This window comes from Collinsella acetigenes (genome assembly GCF_012844445.1).
Taxonomy (GTDB): domain Bacteria; phylum Actinomycetota; class Coriobacteriia; order Coriobacteriales; family Coriobacteriaceae; genus Collinsella; species Collinsella acetigenes.
The window spans coordinates 78,187-100,977 of record NZ_JABBCP010000002.1; the positions used below are offsets into that span (position 1 = coordinate 78,187).

Genomic DNA, 22,791 nt, shown 5'->3' on the forward strand with positions numbered 1-22,791 from the left:
TCTCGGGTGCCAGCTATTTGCGGAGCAGCTCGATAAGGTTGTGGCGAAAGCGCGTTCGGTCTGAGCCTTTAAATGGCTCTGGCCCGCGCGTGCGTCCTCCGGCGCGACGTACCTTTTTCTCTTCGTGACGAATAAAAAGCTGCATGTCGATGGTCGCTTTGTCATACACGCGACCTCGCACTCCGATGGCTGCCGCTCCGCGGCCCAGTACCATGCTGGCAAGGCCGATGTCCTGGGTCACCACGATGTCGTTTGGCAAAAGACGCTCTACGATGGCGAAATCTGCGCTGTCCGCTCCGATTGAGACATCGAGCACATCGACCCAAAAGCCATCGTGGCTGGCGTCTCGGCCGCGTGCTTTTTCGGGCGAGCGTGGATCGCCATGGCGTATGTGCCGCTCGAGGTTTTGGGTCGTATTGCCTACGATGACGACAGGCGTGCAGGCGTCGCGGGCGCAAGCAAGGGCAACGCTTGTGACGGGGCAGGCGTCGGCGTCGATAAATAGGACTCGACCGCGCGAGGGGGCTGCGTCCTCTTCCTCCCACATATCATATTCCTCATCTGGCTCGGAATCTTCCGGAGTGTTCTTGCTGGGGTTAACCGGCTTCTTCTCATCGTTGCGGACAAGGGGGTTATCAAAAGCGGCCATTTGGGACACGTTCTCTTTGTTCATGTTCTCTCCGTTCGTATCGTGCACTCTCATTGTACGCTGTCGTGAAGACGCTTCTGCGGCGGTACAATGGCGCGAAGCCGCTAACGAAAGGAGACTCCCATGACAGAGAACGAGAGCGTTTCCGTGCAAGCAGCGTCCGCGCGAGACGAATATGGTCTTGTCCAGATGGCCAACCTTGTTGCTTCGTGCCGGAGCTTTCGCCGCTTTGACGAGGGCCGGCGTGTGCCGGAGGGGTTCTTGCTCGAGTTGGTTGATATGGCCCGCCTGTGCGCCAACGGCGCAAATCGGCAGCTGCTGCGCTTTCGCGTTGTGAGCGATCCTGCGGCATGCGACGCCGTGTTCGCCGAGCTTGCTTGGGCAGGTTACTTCAAGGATTGGGCTGGTCCCGCGGTGAGGGAGCGTCCTACCGGTTATGTGGTGATTGCTGCCGAGCGCGGCGCTGCAGGGAAGTCTGCCGCGCCCATCGCCGAGGTCGATTGCGGCATTGCGGCGCAGACCATGATGCTTGCTGCGCGGTCGGCTACGCCTTCCTATGCGGGTTGTATGCTTAGAGCGTTTACGCCGCGTCTGATAGATGTGCTGGGCCTCGATGTCGAGCGCTATGAGCTCAAGCTCGTCTGCGCTTTTGGCCTTCCTGCCGAGGAGGTGCGCCTGGAGCCGCTTTCCGCCTCGCCGGATGGCTCCATCAAATACTGGCGCGATGATGCCGGGGTGCACCATGTGCCCAAGCGTTCGCTTGAGGATGTTTTGATCTAACGCAATTGTCGTCCGCTGCCCTTATTGCCTCCCGGAGGAATTATGACCAACGACCTGTATCTTGTTCGCCACGGCCAGACCCTGTTCAATCGCAAGAAGATGATTTCGGGCTGGACCGATTCTCCGCTCACCGAGCTAGGCCTCGAGCAGGCACGCCGTGCCGGTGCGTTTTTGCGCCATCGGGGCCTTGTGTTCGATCATGCCTATACCTCGACGCTCACGCGCACGCATGTGACCATCCAGGCCGTCATACCCGGTATCGAGTTTGAGCAGCGAGCCGGTATTCGTGAATGGTTTTTTTGGCGAGTACGAAGGCGAGCGTATCTCCTTGATGCCCCAGCGTCCCTGGGGTGATTACTTTGCGCACTTCGGTGGCGAATCGCAACAGGAGGTTCGCGACCGCATGATGGCGACGCTGGGCGAAGTTATGGAAACGCCGGCAAGCAGGTGCGTTCTCGCCGTTTCGCATGGATCGGCCATCAAAGAGTTTCACGATGCGGTGTTGGGCGACGCCGCCGACCTGCTCAAGCCGGTACCCGGCAATGCTTCTACCATGCATTTTACCTATGAGGACGGTGCCTTCACGCTGCAAGAGGTTTTCATGCAGGAAGATTATGCACGTGAGTTGGGCGTCGAGCCACTTTAGGTGCGATTGCGGTGTCCTCTCGGGCAAAAAGTGATGGCGTACGCTTCGCCCGGTGTTCGAGGCGACTTCGTGCTGCCGATATAGCGCGTTTGGGTCCGTTACAAAATGCTACTGCAATAAAACAATTCGAAATAGGTACCCTAATTTGCTTTGGCGAAGTAGAAGACGGTTTTGGCCGAGAAAACCCCAGGATTCAGAGGTGCTAAAACCGTTGCTACTTGCAAAAATCGAAACAGGGTACCTATTTCGATGAGTTTTGAAAAACAACCCCTCTGTTGCAGCCCGAGCATTCATGTCACGGGCGAGGATAGCGCTTTCAAATACGGGATGTTACCAGGAGAACTATGGGAGGGACTTTGCGCCGCCCGCGCCTGAGGAGGCTGCGAATGGTTCAAATAAAGATTGATCCGCAACAAGGGGGCTGACCCCGGAGTTCCTTCGGAGTCAGCCCCCTTGCGGCTTAACGAGGCGAATTGCTACAGTTTGGCAATCTGATGTGCAAGAAATCCGACGGGCATGGCCGGCAGAGCGGTTTTTGCTCCATCGGTGGGATAGAGCGCTAGCAAGACATAGTTAAAGGGTTCACGTCCGGTATAAGTGCCTGCCGTTTGGGCCGCCTTGCGAGCGGTTCGCGCATGGGCGACCATCGAGGCGAGAACGCCCGACGAGCCATCGCTTACTGAGGGAATCTGCTGCACCATGGTGCGCACGGCTTCGACGGCTTCGGTGCGACCGATATGCCAGATGCGGTGACGCGCTCCCGCAGGATCGTAGAGATCGTACAGAGGCGCGCCCTGTTGTGCGGCAGAAAGAATCACGTCTAATACCGGTTGACGCTTGTAGGTAACCGGTGCGGGCGTACACTGAAGGGCGAGACATGCACCGGACGGCGCCGCCTCAACGTTCTGCGCGACATCGCATGCGAGTGATTCCAGGGCGCAGATGCCAATGAGCGCCGTTTGACGAGCGCCGTTCGCTGTTGTGTTTTCGTACAGGTAATACGAGGGACGCGCGTCCTTAAGCAAAATCCCCGCCTCCTGCGCCCGCAAGATGGAACCGGCTGATGCCAATGTATCAATCGGTTGGGAAAGGACCTCGATAACGTGATCCTCAGCAGGGCGAAGACAAGGAAATGGCAGGACGTTCATGGTGGTTAGGAACGCTTTTCTGCTTTGCAGCCGCACTTGGGGCAGGTGATGAGAATGCGGCCTTTACCGCGCGGGACAGAAAGAATCTGGCCACAGTTCTTGCAGCGGAAGTACATCGTGGTCTTGCGGTTGACGAGCATCTTCTTGGCGGTGCGGCCGGCGCGCGCCATGCGCTCGGCTCCATGCTTGAACGGCAGCTTGTCAAAGAAGCTGTCGAGGGCGGGCGCCTTGGAGGTGAGCTGGCGGAACTGATCGTTCTCGCGCTCGCGGGCGGGGAAATTCTTGGAGATGGCACGCACGATGGCAAGCACGATAACGATGATGGCAATCCAGGTGAACAGGCCAACCTTTAGGAGCGCACCCAGCAAGGCGATGATTACGCCCAAGGCGCCGAGCGCACAAGAAAGATCGTCAACGCCGTAGCGATCATCCATAAAATGCTTCAGCTTGTTCAAGAAATCCTGCATGAAATACTCCCCGTCGAGATGCTAATCGTTAAAAGAATACTCACAGTTTTACCCACATGCAACGCGAAAAGTGCAGTTTCCCGCACATCCCCGTACCGAGGGGGCGAGAGGGTCGTTATTTGGTGAGTTTTTCGATAACGCGGCCGATCTCGTCGAGTTTCTGGGCTTTTTGTTCCTCGCTGCCATCTTGCAGGGCGCTGCGCACGCAGCCTTCGACATGTGCTTTGAGCACGTCGGCGTTGATGCGTGCGATGAGCGACTGCGTGGCCATGAGCTGAGTGGAGATGTCGATGCAGTAGCGATCTTCATCGACCATCTTCATGATGCCGTCAATCTGGCCGCGGGCGGTCTTGAGCAGGCGCGCTATCTTGTCGTGGTCTGCCACCATAGTTGTGCCTACGCTATCTCGATGGAGACGACGGCAAAGTTCTCGCTTGCGCCCTCGATGGCGGCAGTGAGGGACTCGGGCGTCGTGTCCTGCGTGCACTCGACCTCGACGGTGTTGGTCTCGTGGTCGGCGTCGGCATCGGTCACGCCGGCGACCTTGAGCAGTGCCGCCTCGACGGAGGCGTCGCAATGTCCGCAGTGCAGGCCGCGAGTCTTGATCTGGTACTTCATGGTTGGTCCTTCCTTAGATGTCTAACAGATATATTAGCAACTGCGCGAGCGAAATCGGCGCAGGCGCAGCGCGTTGGTGACCACACAGACGCTTGAGAGGCTCATGGCAGCGGCGCCGAACATGGGAGAGAGCTGCCATCCCAAAAGCGGATAGAGCACGCCTGCCGCCAGGGGAATGCCCATCGAGTTGTAAAAGAGCGCCCAAAACAGGTCTTGCTTGATATTGCGGATAACCGCGCGCGAAAGCTCAAGGGCACGCGCCACGTCGGCAAGGTCGCTGTGCATGAGAATCACGTCCGCGCCCTCTTTGGCAATGTCGGCGCCGGCTCCAATGGCCAGGCCCACATCGGCGCGGGCGAGAGCGGGGGAGTCGTTGATGCCGTCTCCCACCATGGCAACGCGGTGGCCGGCCCGTTGCAGCTCGTGCACATGGCGCTCTTTGTCGGCAGGCATGACGCCTGCAATCACAGCTGCGCTGTCGATTCCCGCGCTGCGTGCAATCGCTTGGGCGGTGACGGCATTGTCGCCGGTGAGCATCACGGAGCGGATGCCCAGGTTCGCGAGCGCTCTGATCGCCTCCGGGCTCGTGGGCTTCACTTCGTCGGCGACGGCGATGATGCCCACGAGCTCACCGTTTTTGGCAAAGAGCAGCGGCGTTTTGCCCTGCGCGGAGAGCGTGACGAGGGTCTCGTTGCTGTAGGCGATGCCCAGGCTGTCCATGAGTCGAGCGTTGCCGGCGGCGATGACATTTTGTCCCTCGTGCGCCGTGACGCCTTGTCCGGGGATGGCGCGGAAGTCCTCGACGCTGCGGGCGACGATGCCCAATTTGTCGGCGTGGTCCATGATGGCTTCGGCCAGGGGATGCTCGCTGCCGCGTTCGAGGGCACAGGCGAGCTTCATCAGCTGCTTTTGGGTCATGGCGCTGCCGTCGCTGCGCACCTGGGGCATGATGTCGACGACGGCGGGCTTGCCGCGCGTGATCGTGCCGGTTTTGTCGAGCACGACGGTGTCAACCTTTTGGAGTGTCTCGAGCGCTTCGGCATTTTTGAAGAGCACGCCCATTTCGGCGCCGCGGCCGGTGCCCACCATGATGGCTACGGGCGTGGCGAGGCCGAGCGCGCAGGGGCAGCTGATTACCAGGACGGCGACGCTTGCGGTGAGCGCCTGCGTGATGCTGCCGCCCGCGGCGAGCCATACGATAAACGTGACGGCGGCGATGCCCAACACCACGGGTACAAAGACGCCTGCCACTTTGTCGGCCAGGCGCGCAATGGGTGCCTTCGTGGCGTTGGCGTCCTCGACCAGCTGAATGATCTTTGACAGATTGGTGTCGGAGCCCACGCGTGTGGCGCGCAAGTCAAACGAGCCCGTGCGGTTGATGGTGGCGGCATATACGGTGTCACCCACAGTTTTTTCCTGCGGGATGGACTCTCCGGTGAGGGCGCTTTCGTCTACGGCGGTGGATCCTTCGACCACGACACCGTCGACGGGGATGGATTCACCGGGCTTGACGCGCAAAATCTGGCCCATCTGGACGAGCGTGGCGTCGACGGTGCTCTCGCTGCCGTCCGGGCTCACAAGATGGGCCTGTTTGGGGGCGAGGTCGATAAGCCCCTCGATGGCGCTGCCCGTCTTTGACTTGCTTCGGCACTCCAAGTACTTGCCTACGGTGACAAGCGTGAGGATGGTGCCCGCGCTTTCGAAGTACAGGTTGTCCATGGCAGTCATCATGGCCATGTGCACCTGGGCGCGGGCGAGTTGGTCGGCCATGACAAAGAGCGCGTAGACCGACCAAGCTACGCTCGCCGTAGCGCCGATGGCGATAAGTGCGTCCATGGTGGGGGCGCGGTGCGCAAGGGACTTGAAACCGTTGATAAAGTAGGCGCGGTTCATATAGAGGATGGGGAGCAGAAGCATGAGCTCGGTGAGGGCGAGCGTCATGGAGTGCGCGTGGTCGGCAAACACTGCGGGCAGTGGCCAGCCGAGCATGTGGCCCATGCCTAAGTAGAATAGCGGGATGAGAAAGATGATGGAGGCGATCAGGCGCGTCTTCATGGCGCGTGCCGCCGCTTCGAGCTTTTTGGTAGGGGATTCCATAGGCGCTGTGCCTGCGGAGGCGGAGGTTCCAGCAGCGCCGGTGCCCGCGGCAGCTATCGGCGCTGCGCTGTAGCCGGCGCGATCGACGGCACTGCATATGGTGTCTGCGTCACAGGCGGCGTCGTTGTAATCGACGGCCATCGAGCCCGAGAGCAAATTGACCGAAACGCTCGACACACCGGGAACGTTTTCCACAGCGTGCTCCACGTGCGTCTGGCACGCGGCGCACGTCATGCCTCCTACGTCGAATTTCTGATGAGCCATGGGTGACGGCTTCCTTTCTATTACTGCATGCGTGCGTCTCCAGATGAAGACAGCTGCATTCGAGTTGGCCCCTCTTGATAGGTCAACCATACCCCCACCCCCAGGGGGTGTCAACGGATGAAAGCCAAATTCGGTTGCATGTATTCTCCGCGTTAGCACCGTTCGCAGCCTCGTACTCATCCTCCTGCCGAAAACATGGGATTCGGGTGTGGACAAGCGAAAGCCGTGTGGCATGTCGCAGGCGCGATTTATACTTCACTGTTGGCGAAACCTGCTCCATCGTCCATTAGCGCACGCTGTTATTCCACTCGCTTATCGCGCGCGGACGATTCGCCCCATGCGAACCCGTCCTTTTCGCATGGTGTCATTGCAATCCATATCAACACTCACGAGCGCGGTCGCGAACGGGCTTATGTTCGCGTGCGCCGCGAGAGAACGGATATATCTTCATGCCTTCTACTATCGTTGAAGAAACGAACGAGAACCTGCCTGCCGAGGAAGAGGCGACGGTCCGCTTTGCCGACTTGGGCCTTTCCGATGCCGTGATGCAGGCCGTCGTCGACATGGGCTACGAGACCCCCACGCCCGTGCAGGCGGCCTCTATCCCCGAGGTTCTTGCTGGTCGCGACATCTTGGCCGCGGCGCAGACGGGCACCGGCAAGACGGCGGCCTTCCTGCTCCCCACTATGTCTAAACTGGGCCATGTGGTGCCTCCCGCAAAGAAGGGCGACCGCGGCCGTCGTCGTCGCAACGCCGCGCGCGGCCGTGGTCCGCTGATGCTCGTCATCACCCCCACGCGCGAGCTCGCCCAGCAGATCGACGAGGTTTGCACCACCGTTGCCAAGCGCACGGGTCATACGGCTGTGACCGTCGTGGGCGGCTTGAGCTACGGTCCGCAAAAGCAGGCCCTTGCTCGCGGTTGCGACATCCTGGTGGCGACGCCGGGGCGCCTGGTGGATCTGATCGAGCAGGGCGCCGCCAACCTCGACGAGGTGGGCGTGCTTGTCCTGGACGAGGCCGACCGCATGCTTGACATGGGCTTTTTGCCTCAGGTACGCACCATCGTGAGCAAGTGCCGCGAGGAGCGCCAGACGCTCCTGTTCTCGGCTACGCTTGACGAGGAGCGCGTGGGCGCCATCACCGACCTGGTCCACGAGCCCGCTCGTGTGGAGATTGCTCCGGTCACTTCCACGGCAGATACCGTCGACCAGTACGTGGTGCCCGTCTCCATGGACGAGAAGAACGCTCTTCTGGCCGAGGTCCTCAAGAAGGAGGGCCCCGAGCGCGTGATCGTCTTCGTGCGCACCAAGCGTCGCGCCGACACCTGCGTGCGCCGTCTTGCGCGCAGCGGCTTTAAGTGCGAGGCCATCCACGGTGACCGCAGCCAGGGCCAGCGCCAGCGCGCCCTCGCCGCATTCCGCGATGGTCGCGTTCAGGTTCTCGTGGCAACGGATGTTCTCGCGCGCGGCATCGATGTCTCTGACGTGCGCTACGTTATCAACTTCGATGTTCCCGAGGAGCCTACCGACTACATCCACCGCATTGGCCGTACGGGCCGTGCCGGTGAGGAAGGCTGGTCGCTCACCTTCGTGACCAAGGCGGATATCGCTGAGTTCTTTGACATTGAGGCTCTGATGGGCAAGACCGCCGACATGTATGATGCGACCGGTTTGACCCTTGGTACCGACCTGCCGCGCATCAACCCCGATCGCGTGCCCGCCGATCATGCTGCGACCAAAAACGAGCGCAAGCGCCGCAAGCAAAAGGAAAAGCGTCGCGAGAATGCTGCTAAGCGCGCTGCCGCCAAGCGCGGCGATAGCAATCGCCCCGCTCGTCCTAAGCGCGCCGGTAAAGCGCGCGTACGCGCCGATGAGGCTACGGGGACTGTGGAGGCCGAGACCGCGCCTAAGGCCGAGACGCCTGAGGTGGGCGGCAACCGCGCCGAGCGTCGTGCTGCGAAGTTCGCCGGCCGCGAGCGTGAGTTTGATCGCCGCGACCGTCGTCGTGAGTCCGACCGTTCTCGCCGTGGGTCTCGCAAACCGGCTTTTGAGCGCGCGGACAAGAGCGAGGGCAAGGCTCAACGCGGCGAGGAGGCACGCTTTGATCGCGAGAAAAAGGCCTCTCGCGGCGGCGCTGCCAAGCGCAGTCGTAGCGGTGCGGCACTTTCTGCCCGCGGTCGTCACGGCTCCGACGTCGATGCGCGTACGCGCAACGGCGAAGAGGTTCGCTTTAACGGTCGCGCCAAGCACGATACCTGGCGCAACTATGACGAGGGCGAGTATGGCCGCGGCGGTCGTGGCGGTCGCGGTGGCTACGGTGCCGGCGCGCGCTCCGGTCGCAGTGGCGGCCGCGACAATCGTGGCAGCTACGGCGGCGGCAATCGTGGCGGACGTCGCGTGGGCGATCGCGGCGGCAAGCGCTCGTAGATAGCTGTTCTGGGCGCGGTGCTCTTGGGCACCGCGCTTTTTCTATATCTCGATCCGTTGCGGGGTCCTATGGCATACAGACGAGGGCGATGAGTATCGGGATGCCATACGTGGGGAGAATCGCGCGCGTGAGGGCGACGGTTTCGCGGATATAGCCGCGCGACCATGCTCGATGCGCGCTCGAGGCACCCACGCTCACGGCATCGAGACCCTCCGATGCGGCAAACATCGCGCAGCGCGGGAGATGGTAGTCGGTTGATACTACGGCAACGCGCATCCCAGCACCCAGGTGCTCCTCGATGAGCAGGCGAGAATAACGCATATTTTCCTTGGTTGTAGTGGAATGGCTTTCGTCGATGATGAGCCCGTCTGGCACGCCTTGCTCTGCGAGGTACCGATGCATGGCGCTAGCCTCGCTTGCGCATTCATCGGAGCCCTGCCCGCCCGAAACTACGATATGCGCGTAACACCCCTGTTCGCGCCACAGCTCGAGTGCTCGCTCGAGACGCGAGGTGAGAAACGGGGAGGGGCGACTGCCCCTAAGCGCTGCGCCGGGCACGATGATGACATCTACGTAATCTTTTGGGTTACATCGATGCGCATGAGCGTACCGATCGAGCGCGGCGATGCTCAGCGAGAACCAAAGGCCGCACGCGTGCAGTGCGTTCGCGCAGAAAAGAGCTGCTCCGTGCCATTTTGCACCCATCGCGACGGGCAAGGCGAGGGAGCAGGCAACAATACAAAGCGAGAGGACGCATCCCAGGCAAGCGATTAAAGAGAGGCCGCGGGTGCGCATCGATGTGCAAATGTGGAGGGCAAGCGACCCTGCGCACCACCAGCAAATCATGATGACTATGATGGCGGCACCCAGGCGGGGAGCCTGCGCTGCCTGGGTGCAGGCGCGCTCAAGCACCCATGTTGTTGCGGTCATAAGGGGGATCACACAGGTAAAGGAGCCGGGGTGCCGCCTGCGACAAATCGCATAGGCGATAATGCACGCCAGGAGAACAAGCAATTCGAATGCCATGGCTGCCATGATGCTCCGAGCACGATGCCGAGGGCTAATAAAAAAGCCCCAACAAGGTTGGAGCTTGAAACGTCAGGGTGGAGACGAAGGGAGTCGAACCCTCGGCCTCTGCCATGCGACGGCAGCGCTCTCCCAACTGAGCTACGTCCCCAAGACAAGTGTCTATGATAGCAAGACGATGAACGCTGTCAACTAAGACACACAAAAAGGGCCACCCCACGCGTCACGAAAATGAACCCACCTAAACAAGGTGGGTGCCCTCATCGCTCTCTCCAGCGTCCTTAACAACGAAGGATACCTGTACCAGAAACGACTGTGTGGGCTCCCTAAATAAACTCGACGGTTCACCCAGTTGCTTCGCGTGGGGCGGAACACCTTCATCATAGGGCACCACATATCCAATACCAGTCTTGACTTATAACAATCTATGTCACAAGATAAAAAACAGGTCTCGATGTTGTTTCCGCATGGAGATAGTTAATAGAATCATGAAGACGCCGCAGGTAAAAGCGGCGTTTTTCATATGGAGGCGTTGTTTTGACCACTCAATCCGCACCGATGGCCCCTGCGTCTTGTGCGCTGTGCCCCAGGCTTTGTCGTGCCGATCGCGCCGCGGGTGCGACTGGCATTTGCGGCGCCGATGACACCCTGCGTGTGGCTCGCGCCGCTTTGCACATGTGGGAAGAGCCGCCCATTTCCGGCGAGGCGGGATCGGGCACCATTTTCTTTAGCGGATGCTCCCTTAAATGCGTTTTTTGCCAAAACCATGAGATTTCGACGGGGAACTTCGGTCTCAAGATCGAGCCGGAGCGTTTAGTGCAAATCATGCTGGAGCTCCAGGACCAAGGCGCCCTCAATATCAATCTCGTCACGGCGACGCACTATGCCCATCTGCTCCCTTGGGCTATTGGGCGTGCTCGCGAGGAGGGGCTTTCTATCCCCATCGTCTACAACACGAGTGGCTACGAGCTCGAGCGGGCTGTGCGCGACCTGGGCGATTTGGTTGACGTGTGGCTTACCGACTACAAGTACGCTTCGCCCGATCTTGCCGCCAAGCTGTCAAACGTGCGCGACTACCCGGATGTCGCGCGTCGTGGCTTGGCGCAGATGTGCCGCGAGATTCGTCGCCGCGGCGGCATTGAATACGACGAGCATGGCACGATGCTGCAGGGAATGATCGTGCGCCATCTGGTGCTGCCGGGCCATGCGGACGATTCGTGCCGCGTGCTCGATGCGGTGTGGGACGTTGCGGGAGACGTACCTATTTCGGTGATGAATCAGTACACGCCCAATGAGGGCATGCGCGTTGCGGGCGGTAACCTTGCACGCGCCGTGACCGACGAGGAATATGAGCACGTGCTCGACCATGCTGACGATTTGGGCTTTACCACTCTGTTTTGGCAGGAGGGCGGTACGGTCGACGAGAGCTTTACGCCGGCTTTCGACACCACCGGTGTGCTGCGCGCCGCCGACGCCTAGACATCGTGGATGTTGATGGTGCGCTAAAGCTGCGGTCGCGGGGCCGTCGCGTTAGATAATACGGGTATACTGCAAGCCAATGCGAACCGCTTCGCACGGATTTGTTGCCCTGCGAAACGTTGAAAACGAGGTACTCTCATGACCGATACCGAAGCATCGCCCTTAAGCGATGATGAACGCGCCGAGCTTGAGGCTCTGCGCGCCGAGAAGGCTCGCCGCGAGGAGGAAGAGCGTGCGCGCCAGGAGCGTGCCGAGCTTGAAGCTCTGCGTGCCGAGCAGCAGCGTGCCGATGAGGCCAAGACCCGGAAGGCCGAGCGCCCCGCGCAGGTGGCGCCCGCAAAGGCGGCGCCTCGCCCCGCATCTACCCAGAAGAAACCCGTTGTTGATCCCGATCACCTCACCTTTGGCCAGAAGATGGTGCTGGGCAATACCAACGATGACGAAGATATTCCCGGTATGCCACCAGCTCAAAAGCTCATCGTCGGTCTGGCCCTGCTCTTTGTCGCGGTCGGCGCCGTCTGGATGTTCCTCCACTAGGAGCAAACTGTTTAATTAACCCCTGTCATTGGAGATACCATGGCGCTGACAGATGTTTCTCGCCCTACCGATGTGGCAATGCTTACCGACCTTTATGAGCTCACGATGGCACAGGGCCTGTGGGAAAACGGCAAGCTCGAGGAGCGCGACTGCTTTACGGCGTTTTATCGCGACAAGCCCTTTGGCAGTGCCTATGCCGTTATGTGCGGCACCTCCGACCTGCCCGATTTGGTAGAGAACCTGCGCTTTACCGATGAGGATATCGATTACCTGGCGTCGCTTTTTGCTCCTGCGGGCGGACGTATGTTCAACCCGGCGTTTCTCGAGTACTTGCGGGGATTTCGCGCCCACGTGGATATCGATGCGGTTGCCGAGGGCGACCTCGTGTTTCCGCGCGAACCCATGGTGCGTGTGACCGGACCTGCCCTTGAGTGCCAACTGCTTGAGACGGCGTTGCTCAACACAATCGGCTTCCAGACGCTCGCGGCCACAAAGACCGCGCGTGTGGTCGCTGCTGCCAAGGGGCGTCCCGTGGCTGAGTTTGGCCTGCGCCGTGCCCAGGGTCCCGACGGCGGTATGGCTGTTGCCCGCGCGAGCTACGTGGCGGGTGCCGCAAGCACATCCAACGTGCTTGCGGGCCGCAAATACGGCATCCCTGTCTTTGGCACGCACGCGCACAGCTGGGTGATGAGTTTTGACACCGAGCTCGAGGCGTTCCGTGCTTTTGCAAAGTCCATGCCCAATAATTGCACGCTGCTCATCGATACGTACGATGTGCGCGAGGGCATTGAGAATGCCATTACGGTGGCAAAGGAGATGGAGGCGCGCGGCGAACGCCTTTCTGCCATCCGTATCGACTCGGGCGATCTGGCAAAGCTATCTGCCTACGTGCGCGATCGCATGGACGCCGAGGGGCTGGGATATGTCAAGATCTCGGTTTCCAACGACTTGGACGAGTACACCATTCAGTCGCTTTTGTCCCAGGGCGCTCCCATCGATTCGTTTGGCGTGGGCACCAAGCTTGCCACCTGCTACGACCAGCCGGCGCTGGGAGGCGTGTACAAGCTTACGGCGCGCCTGGAGGACGGTTGCGACGAGTGGACCCCGGTGGTCAAGCTTTCCGAGCAGCCATACAAACGCACCATTCCGGGACGTCAGCATATCCGTCGCTTTATGGATGAAGCGGGTAGCCCCGTGTGCGACATGATTTATGACGAGATGTACATGGAGGGGGAGGGCACCTCGCGCGGCACCTCTGTCGTGAGCGTGGACGATGCCGCCTTGGTTGCCGACGTTTCCGGTCTTTCCAGCCGCGAGGTCATGGTTCCCATTGTGCGCGATGGCCACGCTGTGGCACCGCGCGAATCCGTCGAGCTTGCGCGCACGCGTTGCCGCGAGGCGCTTGATTCCCTCGATGACGTATATAAGCGTTTCCTGTACCCGCAGTCCTACATGGTGGGCATGGAATCTGGCCTTTCGCGCCTGCGCGACGAACTCGTGCGCGAGCGCATGGCCGAGACCGCCCCAACGCTTATGTGGAAGAAGCGAGGCTAGAGCATGACAAACGATGCCAAGACGATGGTCGTGAAGATCGGCTCCTCCACGATAGTGGGAGAAGACGGTCGTATCGACCGCGCGTTCATATCCAATCTGGCACGTCAGGCGGCGGAGCTGCGCCGCCTGGGATGGAACCTGGTAGTGGTGAGCTCGGGCGCTATGGCGTGCGGCTATCCCATCTTGGGGTTTGCTGCCAAGCCCAAGGGCGACCTGCCAAGTTTGCAGGCGTGCGCTTCTGCCGGCCAGTGTATTTTGAGCGCGGCCTACGACGAGGAGTTCCATGCCCATGACATCTTGACCTCGCTCGTGCTGCTCACGCGCCACGATACCGCCCGCCGCTCTTCCTACCTGCATGCACGCGATGCTCTGCTGCGCCTGGTCGAACTTGGCGTGGTGCCCGTCGTAAACGAGAACGACACCGTGAGCGTGGCCGAGATTAAGTTTGGGGACAACGATACCCTGGCGGCGCTTGTGAGCTGTCTGGTCTCGGCCGACATGTGCGTCACCCTTTCCGATATCGACGGCCTCTACACGGCCAATCCCACGCTCGACCCCAATGCGCGCTTTATCCCGCGCGTGGACAAGATCGACGCGTCCATTATCGGCTCTGCGGGCGATTCATCTACCTCGGTGGGCACTGGCGGCATGATCACGAAGATCCGCGCGAGTCGCATCCTTATGACGGCGGGTATCGAGAGCGTCATCTGCTCCGGTTCCGAGCCGGATGCCTTGGTTCGTATCGCGCGCGGTGAGAGCGTGGGCACGTTGTTTGCGCCCCCGGTCAAGCGTTTGGACATCGCGCCGCGCAAACTGTGGATTGCCCTGGGCGACCAGACTCACGGCTCTGTGACGGTGGACGACGGCGCGGCACATGCCCTTATCGATAACGGCTCCTCCTTGCTTGCCGTAGGCATCCGCGGGGTCCAGGGGCCATTTGCTGCGGGAGACATTTTGGATGTCAAGGACGCGAGCGGTATGGTCATTGCCCGTGGTATCGCCGAGGCAGATTCCGATACGCTTGAGCTTGCTGCAGGGCGCCGGCAAGAGGATATCGAGTCCAACCGTCTCCTGGCGCAGCTGGCGGGAAAGCCCGCCATCCATCGCGATAATTTGATCGTGTTTGCATAAGGGCATACGTCTTTTATCGAGTGGTTTTGAACGGGTCATGGTCTTAGGTGCGTAGCATCTTGGAGCATGGCCCTTTTTTGTAGAACTCGCACGTGTGGGAAGCGCCGGTAACGCCTTGGTCGCAAGCGGGACTTGACCGAGTGAAGAACAAGTCCTGCGACCGGCCGCTCAGCGTGCGGTCCTCTCGCAACAGCCTCACTCTGTAATGAATTCCACCCGGTCGAGTTCGGGAACGTTGAGGGAGATGAGCTTCTCGGCCGTCTCGCGGTCGTGCTTGTCGAGCTCCGCCTCGGTGGTGACGCGCGCGACAACCTCGCGCTTGGTGCCGTCTTGCGAGCCATCGTTTGCAAGGGAAGTCTCGACGCCCACGGTGTAATCTTCAAATCCCGGCACCACGGCGGCGAGCTCGCGTGTGGTTTCTGCTACGCCGTAGGCGTCGGTGACGCCCGATTCGGCCGAGCCGATGGAGCTTGCCGTCAAAACGAGGCAAGGAATGGCAAAGATCGCCGTGCCGATGATGATGCGCCGGCGGACGATGTGCGAGAGCTTGTCTGCAATCGCGCTCTCCTCGTCGGTGACGATGCCGTCATCGTTGAGGTCGCGCTTAAGGGGGGTGCGCAGCATCAGCAGCACCGCCTCGGTGCCAAGTGCGATGAATACCACGTTAATGCCAAACTCATAAAGCGCAGAGAGAAATAGCGACAGGTCCCAGGCCGCGATGCCGTAGCCCGCGGCGCACAGCGGAGGCATGAGGGCCGTGGCGACGGCTACGCCCGCGATGAGCGTCGAGGGCTCCTGCTCGCGTGAGTTGCCAAGGCCTCCTGCAAAGCCGCCTGCAAGCGCCACGGCGAGGTCCCAGATATTGGGCGATGAGTTGTCTACCAGCGCGGGCGTGACGGTAGAGATGGGCGAGAGCTTGAAGTAGAGCGTCGATGTTGCAAGACAAAATGCCATCTGCAGCAAAAGGCCCGTTAGGGCGTCGCGCGTGACGTTGCGGTCAAGGGTCGCGATGCCGTAAGCGATAGCCAAAACCGAACCCATCAGGGGGCATATGAGCATGGCTCCGATGATGGCGATGTCGGAGTTGATGTCGAGTCCGATGCTCGCGATGAGCATGGCGACGATCAGGATGCACAGGTGCGTCCCGTCAAGGCGAGAGCCGTTAATAAAGCGCTTACGAATTGCGTTATAGGGCGCCCTGCCTTGGCGGATGTTAAAGGCACGCTTGAGAAAGCGCCTCGTGCGCATGCCGGCCTTGCTGTGCCAAGGGTGAATTCCGTGACGTCGATGGTGCCGCTCGCGCAGGCGCTTGAGCTCTTTGCGATCAAGTTCCATGGTCGTTTTCGCGTTCCGTTTCCGTGCGTCTTGGCAAGACTAGAGAATCCCTGCGAGGTCGCCACGCATAAGGGCCTCGTCAAGAAGGTGCTTGAACACGGTGTCGCCATGCAGGCCGTCGTGCTCAAATTCGTTGGTGACCCAGGCGTGGGTTGCACCCACATGGCTGAGGGTGTCCAGCTGCAAGGTGGAGTCGACGTACATATCGTCAAAGTAGACAGCTGCCTGCAGCGGCACTTCGTTTGCGGCGAGGCGCTGGGGGTCATAGATATGGTCCCAAGAGGTGTCCTCCATAAGGAGGTCCATCGCCGGCGCAAAGGGTTTGAGCTCGGGCATCTCCTCAAACATCCAGGGGAAGGCGGCCTCGCCGGTGAGCATGAGCGGGCGGGCGGCTGGATCGAACTCCGGGCGACTTGCCTTTTCTGCGGCGGCTGCCCAGCCGATGGGCATGGTGTCCCCGTCGGCGTAGATGAACTCCTGTAGCGTCCAGTAGAGCGGATTCGCCGCGGTCGTGGTGCGCGCGAGGGCGCTCATCAAAAAGCCGTCGGAGATGGTGGGATCGGCGTTGCCCAGGGTACCGTCGCCATCTTCAAAGGCATGGTCCATGATCCAATGCATGCGCTCAAAGCTCGGCTTCATGCCAAAATCGCTGCCAAAGAGCTGCAGACGCTCGACTGTCATGAGGCTAGCGTCGGGCAAAGTTACGGGCGTGGCGCTGAGCGCGTTGGCAAGGGCGGCTACGCGCTCGACGTCCTGCGGATAGCGCTCGTAGTACTGTTGAGTCTTCGTTGCCATGCGCGGGAAGGTGTGCGCATAGACCTCGGCGGCACTGGCCGGAACATGAGGAATGCCGCCGCAGGTAAAGCAGGCGGCGAGGCCTGCGGGGAAGAGCGAAAGGTACGTGAGAGTCAAAAAGCCGCCATAGCTTTGACCGAGCGACACCCAGCGATTTCCGCCAAATTGCGTGAGACGCAGGTACTCAAAATCGCGGACGATCGAGCTTGCCAGGTAGCGCTTGAGGAAATCTGCCTGCGCGCGGGCGGGGCTGGCGCCTGCCACGGTCGCGCGGGTGCCCAGGGCTTCAATCCCCTTGCCGCTCACGCGAGCGCTGCGACCGCATCCGCGCTGGTCGGGCAAAACGATGCGGAAGTGCTTGATGGCCTCGGCGATCCAGCCATCGCTTGTGTGCGAGCAGGGGCGAGGGCATTCGCCGCCGGGGCCGCCTTGGAAAAAGACGAGCAGGGGAAGGTTGTCGTTTTCGCGACCCGGCGCGCACAGGACGCGGTAGAACAGCTTGATGCTCTCGGGCGCACCGGGGATCGGCGCGGGCATGGCACCGCGGCGCATGGTAGAGCCCACGGCAAGTAGCGCCGGTTCGAGACCGCGCCAGTCGAGGGGGACATCGATGGAATGGTCCTCGACATAGAGGCCGGGGACGTAATAGCTGGCGAGTTTGGTCATGGTTGCTCCTTTGGGGTCATTCGGTATATTCATCATAGCCAAAGCACCGTGGGGCACAGACCTCGGTGCGCGTCCGTTTCTAATTGGGACACCCATCCATCTTGCCATGTCTAGACGAGGCCGTTTCGTTTACCATGGGGTGCAATTAACGGACGGATGGAGGTAACCATGGAAGATATCGCAACGTATGTGGAGGGGCTTGCGGCTGCGGCGAAGGCGGCGTCGCGGCCCCTGGGTTTTGCTTCCAACGAGCAGCGTGTCGCTGCCGTGCGCGCGATGGCGACCGCCCTGCGTGATGCCGAGCCGACGATTCTCGAGCAAAACGGACTCGACATGGACGCCGCTGCCAAGGCGGGCACGAACGCTGGCCTGCTCGATCGCCTCAAGCTTACGCACGAGCGCATCGAGGGCATGGCTTCCGGCCTTGAGAAACTCGCCGAGCTTCCCGATCCAATGGGGCGCGTACTTGAGCATCGCACAATCGATTGCGGCCTTGACCTGCAGAAGGTAAGCGTGCCGCTGGGTCTTGTCGCCATGGTCTACGAGGCTCGTCCCAACGTGACGGCAGATGCCGCCGGTATCTGCATTCGCACCGGTAACGCCTGCATCCTTCGCGGCGGCTCCATGGCACAGCGCTCCTGCGTCGCTATCGCGCACGCGCTTGCCGATGCCGTTGAAGCATGCGGCTTTTCGCGTGAGGCCGTGAGTATTATCGAGACCACCGACCGTGCCGCCACGGGGGCCCTCATGGGTCTGCGCGGCATCGTCGATGTGCTCATCCCGCGCGGTGGTGCCGGCCTTATCCAGCGCTGCGTAAAGGAATCGCTTGTTCCGGTTATCGAGACGGGAACGGGAAACTGCCATATCTACCTGCATAAGGATGTTGATATGCAAAAGGCCCTGCCCATCATCGTCAATGCCAAGACGCAGCGCGTGGGCGTGTGCAATGCTGCCGAGTCCCTGCTGGTGGACGATGCGGTTGCCGATGCCGCGCTGCCTCAGGTGGTGAAGACTTTGCACGAGCACGGCGTCTTTATTCACGGTGACGCGATGACGTGCGCTGCCGCTGCGGCCGCTGGCCTTGCCGAGGGCGCCGATTACGTCCCGGCGACCGAGCAGGACTGGGGACGCGAGTACTTGGCGCTCGAGATGAGCGTCAAGGTGGTGGCAGACGAGGACGAGGCCATTGCGCACATCAACCGCTACGGCACGGGTCACTCCGAGGCTATCGTGACCGAGGACACGGCAGCGGGCGAGCGTTTCTTGCGTGAGGTCGACGCGAGCTCCGTTTACGTAAATGCAAGCACGCGCTTTACCGACGGTGGCGAGTTTGGGCTTGGCGCAGAGATTGGTATCTCCACCCAGAAACTGCATGCCCGCGGCCCCTTTGCCGCCGAGGCACTCACCACCTACAAATACGAAATCCGCGGCTGCGGCCAAACCCGCCCCTAATGTGACAAAAAGTCGACAGGTTTATTTTGTCACATTTTCACATCCTGTTCATATGTGTGTAGGACCCGTGAAGATGTGACAAAATAAACCTGTCGAAAAAGTGACACATTTTGAGGGGGAGGGGGACCGTCCGCGGAGTGGGCGGATACTTTAGCGTGATGGCGTGTTACACTGGCCGATGGAAAAACAGGCGCGCTGGTCATCGTTACCAGTGCACTCTTCGATATGACGGTGAGGTTCCCATGGATGTTGAAGCTCTATTCGATCGTGAAGACGTCGATCAACTTGTAAAGGCACTGCTTTTGCTCAAGAACGAGGATGATGTTCGAGCATTCCTCAAAGACCTGTGCACGCCACGCGAGATTTGCGATTTTGCTCAGCGTCTGACGGTTGCTCGTTTCCTCGACGCTGGTGAGCCCTATGTCGAGGTCCAGGCTCGTACCGGTGCCTCGTCGACCACAGTGAGCCGCGTCTCAAAGGCCCTGAACGGCGAATCTGGCGGCTATCGTCGCGTGCTTATCGAGCTTGATGACGCGAAATAGGCATCTGATTTAAGGCGATTGTCACCCGGGCTCCGCTCCTTTGGAACGGGGCCTGTTTTGTTTGCGCGAGGCGCCTGCCGTGATGCTGTCTGTCCGCACGGGCATGTAGCATGGTTAGTGGCAAAAAGAGAACGTAGGAGGACCATGGCAGTTCACATTCGTATTGTCGATTCGGCTGCGGAGCCTGTTGGCGCGGAATTTTTGACCATACGTCGTGCGGTGACTGCGCGCGGGCGCGTTGAGCTGCTGACCTCTTCTTTCGAGGAACGCGAGACGTGTCGTCATGCGTTGGCACAGGCCGGCTGTGGCCTTGGCGTTGAGGTGACAACGCCTGCCGGATGGATCGCTTCGCTTTGGGAGCTGCTGGGGACGGGCACCCATCTGGTGAGCGCTCTGCAGCGAAGCTTGCTTATCGCCGACATTCTGGCATCCTGGGACCCTTCCGATCTGGAGCCGCTGCGTGATACTCCGGGCACGCGTTTCCTGCTCGCCTCCATGGCGCGCGACTTTTTGCCGTATGTGCTCGATGGGGCGCGCATGGCTCGTCTGGCACCCGCTTCGCAAGCCGAGGACCTGGTTGTACGCCTGCTCAGGCGCTACGCGGATCGTCTTGCAAAGCTTGGCCTCGAGGAGCCCTCGGCGGCGGCGGTCCGCCTGGCTCACTCATTTGCAGACGAGCTTCCCGCCTGCGCCTCCTGCGTAATCGTGCGCGACATGCAAAAGGTTCCCGCCTACCTTATGGACTTGCTTGCTTCGGTGGGGGCGGCGGGCGAATGCACCGTGCTGCTCGCTCCGCAGCAACGCGATGCCGCCTTGTGTATCGAAGAGGCGTTTGGTGTCCGTGGTGTTGAGGCTTCGGTCGAGGAGTCTCTTGCGGGCGAAGCCGCTGCTTCCCCCGTGCTTCCCGCGTTGTTTTTTGAAGTGGCGGGTCCGCATGCACGCGAGCGCTCCTACGCTCAGCTTATTTCCCGCGCCGCCGAGCAGGCGTGCGCGGCAGCATCGAGCCCACAGGCTGTTGTCGCGGTCGTGGCGCGCCGCCCGGCGAAGGCGGCCTGCCAGCTTGCCGAGCGTCTTACCGCCTGCGGAGTGCGGGCGATTGCTCCTGCCGATGCCAGGTTCGACGAGTCGCGTACGGGCGCGCAATTCAACGCTTTGGCCAATTTCGTGGCGCGCATGAGGGCTGCGGCGGCGGGAGAGATTCCCGATTCCGAGTGGTGGCCTGCCCCCGAGCTCTCCGACTGGCTTGCCTGTCCGCTTTCGGGCTGCGATGCCTGGTCTGCGCGCGTTTTTGATAAGAAGATCCGTGGCAAGCGCGCCATGGGCGTCGATGCCGTGCTGAGTGAGCTGCAGAGTATCCAGACGCGCGTGACCGCCCAGCGCAAGAAGCTCGATTCCGACAATCCCTGGGCGCAGGTTCCCGCGGTGTGTGCCGATGTAGTGCAGTACCTGATGCAGGAGCGTCCCGTCTCGGCATTTAAATCGATGCTTTTGGTTGTGGAGGCGCTGCCCGCGTATGCTTTTGGCAATACGGATGGAGCGGTGGCGCGTGAGCGCGAGGCGTCCATGCTCAAAATGGTGATTGCCATGCTTATGGATGAGACGCGTGCCGTCGACGTCCCTCAAAGTGTGGCTACGGGCGTGCTCTCCGGTCTCAAGGTTGGCATATCGGCAAAGACATCCGAGGTCGAAGCCAACAATGATCTTTCCGAGCCCGCCGATGCTTCGGGATCGCGCCCCGTGGTGCAGTTCCTGACGCTTGCCGCGGCGGCCGCGGCTCGCCCGGGCGCCTTCGATGCGATGGTCTTTTTGGATGTCGACGCCGAAACCTATTCCCTTGCGGTCAAAGAGGACGCTTCCACGTTGCTGGGCGAGCGCCTGGCAGCGGCTCCGGTGGCAATCGATCCCGCGTCGTACCAGCGTGTGCTCTTCGACCGCGCCGTTCGCGCTTCAAGCGGCGCGGCGATTCTTGCACGCGTGACGCATGATCGCCAGGCCAAGGATATCTATCCCGCTGCCATCTGGACCGAACTTCGCACGCGCGCGGGTGCCGCTGCGAATGTGGAACAGACCGACGAGGGCGATATCGTACTCGATCTTGATCCCTCGGGCACCGTTGGCCTCGATACGTGCCAAGTCCAGTGCCTTCCTCCTCAGCAGTTGAGCGACGAGGCTACGCCTTATGTGGTCCTTCGCCAACGCAGCGAGGACGGTGAGCTGGTTGCGCGGCAACTATCCGCTTCGCAGATCGAAAGCTACAGCTCCTGCCCCCTGTGCTGGTTTATTTCCTCGCGTGTGCGTCCTTCTTCGATCGACGCCGGCTTTGGCAATATCGAAAAAGGCAACTTCGTCCACGATGTTATGTTCCGCTTTCATAGCGAACTGCTCGAGGCGGGCGTGGACCGCGTGCGCCCCGAGAACGTGCCGGCGGCTCTTTCCGTCTTGCACGAGGCGTTTGATGAGGTCCGTGCGGAACACGCACGAGGCAAGACGACGAGCTCCGGCGCGCTTGTGCCCCTCGACGCAGGCGAGCGCGCGCAGATTGACGAGATCTTGCCTCAGCTCGAGCGTGTGGTGCGCTATGAGGCGGGCGCCCTTATGCCGTTCAAGCCTGCATATCTTGAGTACTCCTTCAATGGCCTGGGCGTCACTTACGCCGGGTGGCCCCTGGGCGGGCGCATCGACCGTGTGGATGTGGATGCCGAGGGCCGCGCGGCCATTATCGATTACAAGCATCGCGGGGACGTCAATCCCTTCAAGCTCAAAGATCCCACCATGCCACTCAAGGACGGCACGATTCCGGCTGAGGATGAACGTTGGCTCCCCGAGCACACACAATCGCTCATCTATGCTCAGGCGATGCGTCGTGCCCTGGGCCTTGAACCGGCCGCTGCGCTTTACTTCTCCACGAAGGGGCGCGCACCCGCCATGCGTGGCGCTGCCGCCGCAGCGCTTGTGGGCGACAAGGCCGAGGAGGGCATGATCCCCGGGCTGCGCGACGGCTTCCCTGCAGCGGAGCATGGCGGGACTATGACGTTTGAGCAGCTGCTTGACCGCGTCGAAGATGCTATCGCACAGCGCCTGGATGAGATGGCCCATGGTGTTGTGTGTGCATCCGAAGATCCCGCCGGCCGTTGTTCGTTTAACCATCCGTCTGGATTTGAGAGGAGGGGAGCGTGAG

20 protein-coding genes and 1 tRNA gene are annotated in these 22,791 nt (G+C 60.9%); 11 read left to right on the forward strand and 10 right to left on the reverse strand.

Going from position 1 to position 22,791, the window contains the following annotated elements; genetic code table 11:
- Positions 1–13 precede the first annotated feature (13 nt).
- Complete coding sequence (locus HF320_RS03360; RefSeq protein WP_248276591.1) at positions 14–673, reverse strand: YaiI/YqxD family protein; 660 nt, start codon at positions 671–673, stop codon at positions 14–16.
- A 99-nt stretch (positions 674–772) separates the two neighbouring features.
- On the opposite strand from HF320_RS03360, the gene HF320_RS03365 reads away from it, so the two are divergent.
- The 3 genes from HF320_RS03365 to HF320_RS03375 are packed head-to-tail and all read left to right on the forward strand — an operon-like array spanning position 773 to position 2,075.
- The gene (locus HF320_RS03365) at positions 773–1,429 is read left to right on the forward strand and encodes a nitroreductase family protein (RefSeq protein ID WP_211158937.1); all 657 of its coding nucleotides are present in this window, start codon (positions 773–775) and stop codon (positions 1,427–1,429) included.
- A 42-nt stretch (positions 1,430–1,471) separates the two neighbouring features.
- The gene (locus tag HF320_RS03370) at positions 1,472–1,783 is read left to right on the forward strand and encodes a phosphoglycerate mutase family protein (RefSeq protein ID WP_169277065.1); all 312 of its coding nucleotides are present in this window, start codon (positions 1,472–1,474) and stop codon (positions 1,781–1,783) included.
- Positions 1,716–2,075 carry a histidine phosphatase family protein gene (locus tag HF320_RS03375; protein WP_169277066.1) on the forward strand — a complete coding sequence of 120 codons (360 nt, stop codon included), beginning with the start codon at positions 1,716–1,718 and terminating at the stop codon, positions 2,073–2,075. Before HF320_RS03370 ends, HF320_RS03375 begins: the two co-directional genes overlap by 68 nt.
- A 476-nt stretch (positions 2,076–2,551) precedes the next feature.
- On the opposite strand, the gene HF320_RS03380 is transcribed toward HF320_RS03375, so the two are convergent.
- From HF320_RS03380 to HF320_RS03400, 5 genes are all read right to left on the reverse strand, one after another.
- Entirely contained in the window at positions 2,552–3,100 is a 549-nt protein-coding gene (locus HF320_RS03380) for a DUF1015 family protein (protein WP_169277067.1), read from the reverse strand.
- 128 nt (positions 3,101–3,228) lie between these two features.
- The gene (locus HF320_RS03385; protein WP_248276592.1) at positions 3,229–3,690 is read right to left on the reverse strand and encodes a hypothetical protein; all 462 of its coding nucleotides are present in this window, start codon (positions 3,688–3,690) and stop codon (positions 3,229–3,231) included.
- A 115-nt stretch (positions 3,691–3,805) separates the two neighbouring features.
- Positions 3,806–4,078, reverse strand: a complete 273-nt coding sequence (locus HF320_RS03390) for a metal-sensing transcriptional repressor (protein WP_169277068.1) — start codon at positions 4,076–4,078, stop codon at positions 3,806–3,808.
- Positions 4,079–4,086: 8 nt separating this feature from the next.
- Positions 4,087–4,308 (reverse strand): heavy-metal-associated domain-containing protein, encoded by a 222-nt coding sequence (locus tag HF320_RS03395; RefSeq protein ID WP_169277069.1) that lies wholly within the window; start codon positions 4,306–4,308, stop codon positions 4,087–4,089.
- A 33-nt stretch (positions 4,309–4,341) separates the two neighbouring features.
- Positions 4,342–6,669 carry a heavy metal translocating P-type ATPase gene (locus HF320_RS03400; protein ID WP_169277070.1) on the reverse strand — a complete coding sequence of 776 codons (2,328 nt, stop codon included), beginning with the start codon at positions 6,667–6,669 and terminating at the stop codon, positions 4,342–4,344.
- Between the two features lie 449 nt (positions 6,670–7,118).
- On the opposite strand from HF320_RS03400, the gene HF320_RS03405 reads away from it, so the two are divergent.
- The gene (locus HF320_RS03405; protein ID WP_169277071.1) at positions 7,119–9,095 is read left to right on the forward strand and encodes a DEAD/DEAH box helicase; all 1,977 of its coding nucleotides are present in this window, start codon (positions 7,119–7,121) and stop codon (positions 9,093–9,095) included.
- A gap of 67 nt (positions 9,096–9,162) precedes the next feature.
- On the opposite strand, the gene HF320_RS03410 is transcribed toward HF320_RS03405, so the two are convergent.
- Together HF320_RS03410 and HF320_RS03415 are read right to left on the reverse strand one after the other, a co-directional pair.
- Positions 9,163–10,131: a YdcF family protein gene (locus HF320_RS03410; RefSeq protein ID WP_169277072.1), complete on the reverse strand. Its 969-nt coding sequence runs from the start codon at positions 10,129–10,131 to the stop codon at positions 9,163–9,165.
- A gap of 69 nt (positions 10,132–10,200) precedes the next feature.
- Positions 10,201–10,273: transfer RNA gene (locus HF320_RS03415), tRNA-Ala, on the reverse strand.
- A gap of 407 nt (positions 10,274–10,680) precedes the next feature.
- Here HF320_RS03415 and HF320_RS03420 point away from each other — a divergent pair.
- The 4 genes from HF320_RS03420 (at position 10,681) to proB (ending at position 14,823) form a co-directional block, all read left to right on the forward strand.
- A complete protein-coding gene (locus tag HF320_RS03420) occupies positions 10,681–11,601 on the forward strand; it encodes a radical SAM protein (protein WP_169277418.1) in 921 nt (306 codons plus the stop codon).
- 138 nt (positions 11,602–11,739) lie between these two features.
- Positions 11,740–12,138 carry a hypothetical protein gene (locus HF320_RS03425; RefSeq protein WP_169277073.1) on the forward strand — a complete coding sequence of 133 codons (399 nt, stop codon included), beginning with the start codon at positions 11,740–11,742 and terminating at the stop codon, positions 12,136–12,138.
- A gap of 39 nt (positions 12,139–12,177) precedes the next feature.
- Complete coding sequence (locus tag HF320_RS03430) at positions 12,178–13,692, forward strand: nicotinate phosphoribosyltransferase (RefSeq protein ID WP_169277074.1); 1,515 nt, start codon at positions 12,178–12,180, stop codon at positions 13,690–13,692.
- Between the two features lie 3 nt (positions 13,693–13,695).
- Positions 13,696–14,823, forward strand: a complete 1,128-nt coding sequence (gene proB / locus HF320_RS03435; protein WP_169277075.1) for a glutamate 5-kinase — start codon at positions 13,696–13,698, stop codon at positions 14,821–14,823.
- A 195-nt stretch (positions 14,824–15,018) separates the two neighbouring features.
- On the opposite strand, the gene HF320_RS03440 is transcribed toward proB, so the two are convergent.
- Together HF320_RS03440 and HF320_RS03445 are read right to left on the reverse strand one after the other, a co-directional pair.
- Positions 15,019–16,158, reverse strand: coding sequence for a DUF389 domain-containing protein (locus HF320_RS03440; RefSeq protein ID WP_169277076.1), 1,140 nt, complete (start codon positions 16,156–16,158; stop codon positions 15,019–15,021).
- 39 nt (positions 16,159–16,197) lie between these two features.
- Complete coding sequence (locus HF320_RS03445; protein ID WP_169277077.1) at positions 16,198–17,619, reverse strand: alpha/beta fold hydrolase; 1,422 nt, start codon at positions 17,617–17,619, stop codon at positions 16,198–16,200.
- A 168-nt stretch (positions 17,620–17,787) separates the two neighbouring features.
- On the opposite strand from HF320_RS03445, the gene HF320_RS03450 reads away from it, so the two are divergent.
- From HF320_RS03450 to HF320_RS03460, 3 genes are all read left to right on the forward strand, one after another.
- On the forward strand, positions 17,788–19,071 hold the full coding sequence (locus tag HF320_RS03450; protein ID WP_169277078.1) for a glutamate-5-semialdehyde dehydrogenase: 1,284 nt from the start codon (positions 17,788–17,790) through the stop codon (positions 19,069–19,071).
- Between the two features lie 242 nt (positions 19,072–19,313).
- Positions 19,314–19,613 (forward strand): YerC/YecD family TrpR-related protein, encoded by a 300-nt coding sequence (locus tag HF320_RS03455; RefSeq protein ID WP_022387688.1) that lies wholly within the window; start codon positions 19,314–19,316, stop codon positions 19,611–19,613.
- 144 nt (positions 19,614–19,757) lie between these two features.
- Positions 19,758–22,790, forward strand: a complete 3,033-nt coding sequence (locus HF320_RS03460) for a PD-(D/E)XK nuclease family protein (RefSeq protein ID WP_169277079.1) — start codon at positions 19,758–19,760, stop codon at positions 22,788–22,790.
- The last annotated feature ends 1 nt before the right edge of the window (position 22,791 follow it).